The sequence below is a fragment of the Thermobacillus xylanilyticus genome, assembly GCF_907165215.1.
In the GTDB taxonomy this organism is placed as follows: Bacteria; Bacillota; Bacilli; order Paenibacillales; family Paenibacillaceae; genus Thermobacillus; species Thermobacillus xylanilyticus.
Genome location: NZ_CAJRAY010000009.1, coordinates 22,708 through 32,563, shown reverse-complemented (window position 1 = coordinate 32,563; position 9,856 = coordinate 22,708). Strand labels below are relative to the sequence as shown.

General features: G+C 61.8%; 7 protein-coding genes. All 7 read right to left on the bottom strand.

Going from position 1 to position 9,856, the window contains the following annotated elements; translation table 11 throughout:
• Nucleotides 1–622 precede the first annotated feature (622 nt).
• Nucleotides 623–1,708, bottom strand: a complete 1,086-nt coding sequence (locus KJQ12_RS02365) for a glycoside hydrolase family 88/105 protein (protein ID WP_213483318.1) — start codon at nucleotides 1,706–1,708, stop codon at nucleotides 623–625.
• 16 nt (nucleotides 1,709–1,724) lie between these two features.
• Nucleotides 1,725–2,564, bottom strand: a complete 840-nt coding sequence (locus KJQ12_RS02360) for a carbohydrate ABC transporter permease (protein WP_041853826.1) — start codon at nucleotides 2,562–2,564, stop codon at nucleotides 1,725–1,727.
• On the bottom strand, nucleotides 2,564–3,466 hold the full coding sequence (locus tag KJQ12_RS02355; protein WP_015254180.1) for a carbohydrate ABC transporter permease: 903 nt from the start codon (nucleotides 3,464–3,466) through the stop codon (nucleotides 2,564–2,566). Before KJQ12_RS02355 ends, KJQ12_RS02360 begins: the two co-directional genes overlap by 1 nt.
• Before the next feature lie 96 nt (nucleotides 3,467–3,562).
• On the bottom strand, nucleotides 3,563–4,951 hold the full coding sequence (locus KJQ12_RS02350) for an ABC transporter substrate-binding protein (protein ID WP_015254179.1): 1,389 nt from the start codon (nucleotides 4,949–4,951) through the stop codon (nucleotides 3,563–3,565).
• A gap of 189 nt (nucleotides 4,952–5,140) precedes the next feature.
• Nucleotides 5,141–6,709: a response regulator transcription factor gene (locus KJQ12_RS02345; protein ID WP_213483317.1), complete on the bottom strand. Its 1,569-nt coding sequence runs from the start codon at nucleotides 6,707–6,709 to the stop codon at nucleotides 5,141–5,143.
• Nucleotides 6,702–8,447: a cache domain-containing sensor histidine kinase gene (locus tag KJQ12_RS02340; protein WP_213483316.1), complete on the bottom strand. Its 1,746-nt coding sequence runs from the start codon at nucleotides 8,445–8,447 to the stop codon at nucleotides 6,702–6,704. Before KJQ12_RS02340 ends, KJQ12_RS02345 begins: the two co-directional genes overlap by 8 nt.
• Nucleotides 8,448–8,556: 109 nt before the next feature.
• The gene (locus KJQ12_RS02335) at nucleotides 8,557–9,855 is read right to left on the bottom strand and encodes a Gfo/Idh/MocA family protein (RefSeq protein WP_213483315.1); all 1,299 of its coding nucleotides are present in this window, start codon (nucleotides 9,853–9,855) and stop codon (nucleotides 8,557–8,559) included.
• Nucleotide 9,856: the final 1 nt, after the last annotated feature.

Sequence of the window (9,856 nt, the reverse complement as noted above, 5' to 3'; positions counted from 1 at the left end):
CACCGGAAACCGCCGGGCCAGCGCGCTTGCATCAGGAGATCGGCGCATTTCTGTTCCGAATATTGAAGGAAACGAAGAGCTGTCTCGTTCGAAAACATGTCCGCTCCCCCTCCGTTTTTCCGGGTTGTCTTTATTTTATCGAACAAATGTTCTTATTTCAACAAAAAATTGGTTGATGCATCCATGAAATTTTATTGACGTGATTCCCCTGTTTGAGAAGTTCGCCAGAGCGGTTGAGGGGAGGGTTTGGCGGTACCGAAAGGCGGTCAAGGCTGCTGATTGAAAGGGATATGGGGCACCAGGGGGCAGTTGCAGCCCATTCCGCTGAGCGAGCGGGATTTGGTTAAAATGCGGCTGGATGATGGATTAGAGACAAGTTGAACAAAGGGGATATGGTCAAAATGCGGCAGAAAGGGACGGTAAAAGCGATTTGAGCGAAGGGGATATGGACGAAAAGGCAGCGAAAGGTATAGGAAAATACGTTCTAAAATGGCGGTTGACCGAAACCGTGCCGACATGCGCGAAGGGAATATGAACTGACCAACGGCAGCCGTATGGAAAACCGCCCCCACCAACAACGGACCGGTGCGCTTGTAATCAGCGCACCGGCCGGCATGCCATGTCAGTCAACCCGATCCATCGCCATGCACGCCCAGACGAACGTGCCGACGCCGTGCAGGTCGTTCCGGCTTACCGGGCGCGCGATGTAGTGGGCGTAGTCGCCGACGCCGGTGCCGATGCAGATGTCCGGCAGGACGAGCCGCCCCTCTGCATCCCATTCGACCCGTGCCGTGATTCCGGCGAATCCTCGCCGGGCGGCCTCGAGCAGCGCCGGGTCCGCCGCGCCGGCGCGGACGGCCTCCGCGATCGAATACACGTACAGGCTGCTGCACGACAGTTCGAGCCAGTTGTCCGGCCGATCGCCCTTGTCGACGACTTGATGCCACAGGCCGCTCCCGGCATCCTGGTAATGCACCAACGCTTCCGCCAGCGCGCCGAGCTTCGCCGCGAGATCCTCCCGCGCCGGATGGCCCTCCGGCAGCTCCGCGCGGATCTCCGCCAGCGCGACGCCGTACCAGCCGAGCGCCCGGCCCCACACTTCCGGCGCCATCCCGGTCGCCGGATCGGCCCACGGCGCGCGCCGGCTCTCGTCCCAGGCATGGACGAGCAGCCCGTCCGGGCGCAGCGTGCCCCGGCGCATCAGCCGCTCCTGATGGAGCGCCATGTCCACGAGCTCCGGCTCCCCGTACCTTGCGGCATACCGCGCCGCGAACACGCCGCCCATGTACAGTCCGTCCAGCCACATCTGGTACGGATAATGGTCTTTATGCCAGAAGCCGCCTTCGCGCGTCCGGTTGAACGTGTTGAACAATGCGCGCAGCTTGCGCGCCGCCTCGCGATAACGCGAATCTCCGGTCGCATCCTCGAGCGTAAAGAGGAGAAGGCCGGCTTGAATGGCGTCCAGTTCCCCTTTGGCGACCACCACGTTGCCCAGTTCATCAACCAGATGGTCAACGTACCGCTTCGTATAATCAAAATACCGCACATCCCCCGTCCGCTTCCACACCTGCACGGCGCCCGTCAGAAAGACGCCCTGGTGGTAATGCCATTTGCCGGCGGGGGGCAGCTCCTCCGGCGTGTACGCGGCCATGACGGCATCGCACGCCGCCTTCGCCCAGTCGATCGGTGCACCCGGTGTCATGCTCATGCGCAACCTCCCCCTTTCAGCCCTTCAGTCCGCTCGTATGAATGCCTTCCACGATGTATCGCTGGAACGCGAAAAACGCGGCGCACACCGGGATGAGACTCAGCGTCGACATCGCGAACAGCGCCCCCCAGTCCGTCACGTTGTCGGGGTCGGAGAACATTTTGATCGCAAGCGACACCGTATAGAGCGACACCTTGTTCAGGTAGAGCAGCGGCGCGAGAAAATCGTCCCAACGCCAATAGAACGAGAAGATGACGCATGTCATCATCGCCGGCAGGATGAGCGGCAGAATGATGCGCACGAACGTCGTGAACTTGTTGCAGCCGTCGATCTCCGCCGCCTCGTCCAGATCGTACGGAATCGAACGGATGAACTGCATCATCAGGAAGACGAAGAACGGCGTGCCGAAGAACGTCGGAATGATCAGCGGCAGATACGTGTTGATCCACCCGAACTGGTTGAACAAAATGTACTGCGGCACCATGACGATCTCGTACGGGAGCAGCATCGTCAGCATCATGCAGACGAACCACAGGTTGCGCCCGCGGAAACGGATGCGGGAGAAGCCGAACGCGATGACCGCCGACGACAGGACGCTGCCGATCGTCGAGATGCCGACGACCAGGAACGTGTTCTTGAAGAACGTCGTGAACGTGACGCCGGCGACGCCTTTCCATCCGTTGATGTAGTTGTCGAAGTTCCACTGGTTCGGAATGAGGGAAGCGGCGTCCACGAACACGGACGAGCTTTCCTTGAAGGAACTCGCGACCATCCAGGCGACCGGGTACAGCATGGAGACGGTCAGCGCGAGCAGGATGGCGTGCGATATGACGGGAATGCGCCGAAGTCTCATCATCAGCGGTCCCCCTTCGATTCATAGTGCACCCAATACTCCGAACTTTTGAAAATAAGCGCCGTTAGCAGACCCACGATGACAAGCAGCACCCACGCCATGCCGGACGCGTAACCCATGTCGAAGAACGTGAACGCGTTCTGGAACAGGTAGAGCACGTACATGAGCGTTGCGCCGAGCGGCCGGCCGTCGCCGAAGATGACATATGCCGGCGTGAACGCCAGAAAGCCGTTGATGAGCTGGATGACGACATTGAACAGAATGACCGGCGTGAGCAGCGGCAGCGTGATGCGGAAGAACATCGTGACGCTCCCCGCCCCGTCCACGCTCGCCGCCTCGTAGTAGTCGTTCGGGATGTTTTTGAGTCCGGCGAGAAAAATGAGCATCGACGAACCGAACTGCCAGCCGTACAGCAGAATGAGCGTCCAGATCGCATATTTCGGATCGCCGAGCCAGGAGACCCCGGACAGTCCAAGCCACTTCAGGATCGTGTTGATCGCGCCTTCGAGGCCGAAGAGCTGGCGCCACATGACGGCGACGGCGACGCTGCCGCCAATGATCGAAGGCAGGTACAGCACCGTCCGGTAGAACCCGGCGCCCCGGACGATCTTCGCGACCAGCATGGCAATCGCGAGCGCGACGATGAGCCGGAGCGGCACGGCCGTGAACGTATAGAAGAACGTGACGCGCAGCGAGTGCCAGAACTTCTCGTCCTTCGTGAACATCCGCTCGTAATGCTCCAGCCCGATCCACTCCGGCGGCCGGAGCATGTTATAGTCGGTGAACGACAGGTACAGCGTCATCGCGACCGGGATGACGGTCAGTCCGAAGAACCCGATGAGGAACGGCGAGATGAACGCGTACCCCGTCAAGTTGCGATAACCGCCCGCTTTGCGCGTTGCCAATTTTGCATCCGCCCTTTCCCCGTAATGTCCGCGTTGAAGAAAGCCGGCCCATCGGCGGCGCAGCTTCCCGCGCCGCCTCCGAACCGGCCGCAGATTCTACCGCTTGCGGGCCAGAATGTCCGCCGTCTGTTCGCGGAATTTCGCCGCGCCGTCTTCAGGCGACATTTCGGCGAACAGAATCCGGTCCTCGATATCGGTGCCGAGCAGGTTCAGCACTTCCGCGGATCCCACCGGATAGTTCGTATCGATCGGGCTGCTGTTGGCCGCCGCCAGATCAATGTAATCAAACATGTTTTTCTGCACCTCGTCGAGCTGTTTCGAGATCGCTTCGCGGATCTCCGCGTTGATCGGTACGCCGCGTTCGCCTTTCTGGATTTCCTCGACTTCGAGCGAGTTGACGAAGAAGTTGATGAACTTCGCCGCTTCTTCGGCGTTCTTCGAATCCTTCGCCACCGAGAAGAACATCGCCGGCTTCAGGAACAGCCCCTTCTCCGTGTTCGGGCCGGGCAGCACCGTCAGCTTGAGCGGACGGTTCGCCGCCTTCGCAAGGGCGACCACCTGGTTGGACCAGCGGACGTCAAACGGCGCCTTGCCATGCACGATCAGCTGATCTTCCAGCGCGGAGTGCTGCTGCATGACGTCCAGCGACGGCATGACGCCTTCCTTGATCAACTCTACCTGCATGTTGAAGTAATCGATGAAGATCTGATCGTCGAAGCCGACGCCGGTGCCGTCGTCGCTGAAGAACTTCTGGTCGTTCTGACGGGCGTAATATTCAAGGATATTGTTCGCTTCGAGCGTCGGCGAGCCGTAGATGCCGAGATTTTGGTGCACCGTCCGGGCGATCGCCTTGAAGTCATCCCACGTCCAGCCGAGCGCGGGTTCCTGCGCGCCCGCCTGCTTGATCAGCTCGGGATCGTAGATGACCGTCAGCGCGTTCATGCCGAGCGGAATGCCGAGCAGCTTGCCGTCGACAACGCCGGATTCCATGATGCCCGCATCGAGCTTGCTCGTGTCGATGATGCCGCTCTCGACGAACGGATTCAGGTCGGCGAGCACGTCATTCTTCGCATATTGGGTCAAATATTCACCGAAGTTCATCTGCAGCACGTCCGGCGTGTTATTGCCCGCGACCATGGCGGAAAGCTTCTCCCAATAGCCGTCGAAGCCGGTGAACTCCGGTTCGATCGTGACATGCGGGTTCTGCTGCTGATACAGCTCAATGATCTTGAGCGTGTTGTCGTGCCGCGTCTGGCCGCCCCACCACAGCACTTTGAGCGTGACCGGTTTCGGAGCATCGCCTCCGCCGCTGCCCTCCGATCCGGAACCGGCGTTCGATCCGCCGCCGTTTTCCGACCGGCCGGCGGTGTTCGAATTCGCCGCATTCGTGCCGCCGTTGTCCGATTTGCCGCCGCAGGCGGACAGCACCGCCGCCAGCGCCAGCATGAGCGCGAGCAGCACGGTGAACATTCTTCTCCGCTTCATCGCCGTACGTTCCCCCTGACTTGAAAGTGTTTTCAATTCTCATTAAAAACGATCCGCCGCGGCGGCGATACGAAAGGTTCCGGTCTTCGTTGTTCAATATTCCGGGAAATGAACCTCCGTACTGCGGCAGAGCGGCGAAACCGTTCGGCGTGTGCGCCCAAGCGGGTTCATTTTTCCGACCGGAGCCGTTCAATTTTCCGACGTCTTCCGCTTGAACTCCGTGGGCGTGAGGCCCGTATGCTTCTTGAACACCTGGCTGAAATATTGCGGATTGTTGCCGAAGCCGACCGCCTCGGCGATCGCGCCGATCCGCAGGCTGCTTTGACCGGACTCGGCGATGAGCCGCTTCGCGCGTTCGATGCGCGCGGCGAGCAGGTAGTTGGAGAACCGCTCGCCCGTCTCCTTGCGGAACAGCCGGCCGAGATAGTCCGCGTTCATGAAGAACACTTCGCTCGCGAGTCTCCCGAGCGTCAGCGTCTCGTCGCCGAGCCGCTCCTGGATGCAGGCGATCATGCGGCGGACGAGCTCGCTCCGGTGCTGCAGGTTGGCGTCGTAATAGGAAGAAGCGATCTCGCGCGCGATGTCCAGGACGAACCGCTCCATCTGCCCGAGCGTCTCGGAGGCGAGGAACGACACCGCCCGCTCAAAATAGCCGGACAGCCGGTCCTGCGGCGCCTGGCGGATGAGCACCATGTACAGTTCGGCCAGATACGTCTTCGCGACCTGCACGTCCAGGCGCATGTCCTTCAGCCGCCGGAAACAGTCCGACAGGAGCGATTCGGCCTCGGCCGCGCTGCCGCTCCGCACGGCCCGCGCAAGTTCCTCGGCGTCGGGCAGATCGAGCATGTTCGCCGGCTGCGGCGTGTCCGCGCGCGTAATGATGCTGCCGCCGCCGAGATAGAAGCGGCCGGACAGGCTTTCGAGCGTCTCTTTGTACAGCCGCCGGAGACTGCCGACGTCCGCTTCGTCGCTGACGGCGGCGGTCGTCTCGATGCCGTAGTACGCCTGGTAGACGCGCTGCACGTTGCCGATCACCGGCATCAGCCGCTCGAGCGGCGCGGCATCGCACAGGACGGCGACGCGGTCGCCGATCGCGGCGTCGAGATGAACCGGCGCGCATTCGCCGATCAGTTCAGACGAGATGTTCTGCAGCGCGAAGAGCTGCTCATACTCCGGCGCGGACGCCGCGTCCGGCTCGAACAGGATGAGCCTGACCCGCGCGCCTTCCGCGGGAAGGCCGAAGATCGACCGGCAGCTCTCCCATTCCTTCATGCCGTACGTCTTGTTCGTCAGAAATTCTTTCAGCAGCTGCTGCCTGAGCTGCGGCTTCATCTTCTCGAACTGGGCGCGGATGCCCTGCGTGTACCGCTTGCGCTCTTCGGCGGTGCGCAGCTCCGCCACGACCCGGTCGAGCGTGTCCATGATTTCCTGCTCGCCGCAAGGCTTCAGCAGATAGTGCCGCACGCCGTACTGCATCGCCCGCTGCGCGTATTCGAATTCGTCGTATCCGGACAGGATGACGAACACGATGTCGGGATACGCTTCCCGGACGGCGGCGATCAGCTCCAGGCCGTTCATGTTCGGCATTTTCAAATCGGTGATGACGATGTCGGGCCGGATCTCGCGGATCATCTCCAGCGCTTCGGCGCCGTTCTTCGCCTTGCCGGCGAGCGCCGTGCCGTGGCGCTCCCATTCGACGACGACGGCCAGCCCTTCGAGAATGATCCGCTCGTCGTCCACGAGCAGCACGCTATACATCGTTCTCCTCCTTCCGTCTGACCGGCATCCGGATCGTCACGGCCGTGCCGCCTTCCGGACGCCGCTGCACGATGAGGTCCGCGTTGTCGCCGAACAGAAGCTTCAACCGCTCCTCGATGTTGGCGAGGCCGATGCCGGAACCTTTCGGCTTCATGGTGCCCGCCTTGACCGCGGCGACGACTTCCTCGTCGATGCCCGGGCCGTCGTCGGTCACCCGGATCTCCATGCCGGATGCGGTCTCGCTGATGTCGACTTCGATCGTGCAGACGCTGTCCGTCTCCTCGAGCGCGTGCACGACGGCGTTTTCGACGAGCGGCTGGATCGTCAGCTTCGGGATGAGCGTATGCTGCAAAGCGTCGTCGCAGGTCATCAGAAACTCCAGACGGTCGCCGAACCGGAACTTCTGGATCGTGACGTAGTGCGATGTGATTTCGAGTTCGTCGGACAGCTTGACGAGCGCCTCCCGCTTGCTGATGATGGCGCGGAGCAGACGTCCGAGCGACTCGACGAGCAGCGAAATGCCGCGCTGCTTGTTGATGCGCGCCATCCAGGCGACCGTGTCGAGGGTGTTGTACAGGAAATGCGGGTTGATCTGGGCCTGGAGCGCGCGGTATTCCGTCTCGCGGATGAGGAGCTGTTTCTCGTAATTTTCGGAGATCAGCTCGTTGATTTTCTCGATCATGATGCGGAAATGGCGGTGGATTTCGCCCGTTTCGTCGCGGGACAGGTGCCGGTCCTCCGCCGACACCGGCAGCTCGAATCCGCCCTTCGGCACCTGCTTCATCTTCTCGATCAACCGTTCGAGCGGACGGGTGATGCCGCGCGCCGCACGGCTCGCGATGACGAGGAAAAGCACGCTTATGGCGGCGTAGAACACGATCATGCCGCTGCGGATGGCCGTCGTCTTGCGGGCAATCCGGTCGAAGTCGATCATGTTGACGTGCAGAAACTCGCCGTCCCGCGAACGGTAGTAAGCGGTAAACCGCTTGCGGCCGTCGAATGCAAAAATCTCATAGCCCTTCATCCCGGCAAACCGCTGCTCCGCGTCCTCCAGCACGCGGCCGCCTTCGATGGCATGCAGCAGCTCGCCGTCCTTGAACACGAAGTAGAGCCGGTTGTCCGACAGATCGAGGAAGCGGTCGACGAGCGTCCGCATGTTGACGTAGATGACGAGCAGGCCCAGGTGGTCGAGCTGCAGGTTCTCCTTGTTCCGGATGAGCCGCACGCTCGTCAGAAGGTCGTCGCCCGGCGCGCCCGGCAGCCACCGGTTCCCGCCGGCCGCCAGCTCGGCGTGCGCCGCAAGCTCCGACGCTTCTTCCTTCTGCCGCGGAATGTAGCCGGCGATCAGCTCGACGCCGGTCGCGTCGACGAGCCGGATCGAGGCGATGTAGGGCTGCTCCTGGGCGAGCACGACGAGCCGGTCCAACAGATCCGCCCGCCGTTGATACAGCTCGTAGCCGGGTTCCTGGGCCTTCACCTTGCGCAGATGTTCCTGGATGGTGCTGTCGGTCATGATGGAGAACGAAAGGTCCTCGATCTTCTTCAGCTCGTTGTCGATGGTCGTCGAGGCGAGATTGAGCACCTCGGCGGCCTCTTCGTACAGCTTCGTCTCATAGGCGGTCGCCGCCGTATGGAAAGCGACGAAGCCGGACGAAGCCGACAAGAGCGTGATCAGAAGAACGAGGACCAGCACTTTGTTCTTGATGAGCAGGTTGTCGTACAGCGAACGAAGCCGCATCGGTCTCCTCCCGGGTGTGCCGGATCCCGGCGTCTGTTGGCTTTATCTGTTCGACATCTGTTCGACGCCATTCCCCGAAAACCCTTTCAACGGAAGAAAATGGAGGCCGTTACCGTTGCGGCTGCGGCTCGGGCATGATGCCGAGCAGTTCGGCGATGCGCAGCGGACGGCCTTCCTTGACCGAACGCCAGACCGCTTCGCCCGTGGCGACGGCGTACGCGCCGTCGGCGCTGCCCGAGAGCATCGGGTAGCCGCGGACCGGATCGGGACCGAGGAACAGGTCTTCGATCAGCGCCGGGTCGCCGCCGCCGTGCCCGCCCGGGCGCCGCTCGACGTGGATCGTCTCCTTCGAGCCGAACATCGGGAAATAGTCGATCGTCTGCTCCGGCACGGGAAACGGAATGCGGGACAGCTCGTGGTATTCCTGCGTCTCGATCCGGCCCTTCGTCCCGTTGATCGCCAGCCGGTAGCCCTCAAACGGCGCCGAGAACAGCACGGAATAGCTGAGCATCGCGCCGCCGTCGTAGCGCACGGTCACCGCGTACGTGTCTTCGATCTTGATTTCGGAATCGTAGATGCACATGTCCGGACTGTATCCCGTATATTTGCCCGCAAGCGGCAGGGCGCCGATGTGGTCGTCCTTCGCGCTCACATCGTCCGTCCGCGTCGCCCAGCGGCGGTAGTAGGCGCACACGGAGCGCTCGTCGCAGGTCGTGCAGTGCCGCCCGTCCCTGCGGCTCGGGTTGAGCTCGCCCTCTGGGCCGAAGAAGTTGAGCGCGCCGTAGGCGAACACTTCGACCGGCCGCTGCCCCGTCCACCAGTTCACCAGGTCGAAATGGTGCGAGCTTTTGTGGATCGACAACCCGCCGGAAAACTCCCGCATCCGGTTCCAACGTTTGAAATAACTCGCGCCATGATAGGTGTCGATATACCAGTTCAGGTCAACCGAGATGACGCGGCCGATTTTGCCTTCCAGAATCATTTCCTTGATCCGCGTATGGATCGGGTTGTAGCGGTAGTTGAACGTGACGGTGACCTTGCCCTTGCTCGCCTTCTCCGCTTCGAGGATGCGCCGGCAGTCTTCCGCCGTCGTCGCCATCGGCTTCTCGGTGAAGACATCGAGGCCGTGCTCCAGCGCCTTCAGGATATAGCCCGCATGCGTGTCGTCGCGGCTCGCGACGATGACGACGTCCGGCTTCGTCTCTTCCACCATCCGGTCGAAGTCGTCCGGCCCGTATTCGGGCAGATCGGCACATTCAGGGTAGAGCTGCTTGCACACCCGATGGCGCAGCGGGTCGCTGTCGAGCAGCGCGACCGGTTTGTGGTTGCCGCGGAACGTCGTCAGCATCGGCTTCAGGAACATGCCCATGGCCCGGTTGCTTACGCCGCAGATGGCATATTTCTTCATG

Excerpts from the sequence above, each read along its gene's own strand:
- KJQ12_RS02365 (WP_213483318.1), bottom strand. The coding sequence starts at position 1,708 with ATGAGCATGACACCGGGTGCACCGATCGACTGGGCGAAGGCGGCGTGC.
- KJQ12_RS02360 (WP_041853826.1), bottom strand. The coding sequence starts at position 2,564 with ATGATGAGACTTCGGCGCATTCCCGTCATATCGCACGCCATCCTGCTC.
- KJQ12_RS02350 (WP_015254179.1), bottom strand. The coding sequence starts at position 4,951 with ATGAAGCGGAGAAGAATGTTCACCGTGCTGCTCGCGCTCATGCTGGCG.
- KJQ12_RS02345 (WP_213483317.1), bottom strand. The coding sequence starts at position 6,709 with ATGTATAGCGTGCTGCTCGTGGACGACGAGCGGATCATTCTCGAAGGG.
- KJQ12_RS02340 (WP_213483316.1), bottom strand. The coding sequence starts at position 8,447 with ATGCGGCTTCGTTCGCTGTACGACAACCTGCTCATCAAGAACAAAGTG.
- KJQ12_RS02335 (WP_213483315.1), bottom strand. The coding sequence starts at position 9,855 with ATGAAGAAATATGCCATCTGCGGCGTAAGCAACCGGGCCATGGGCATG.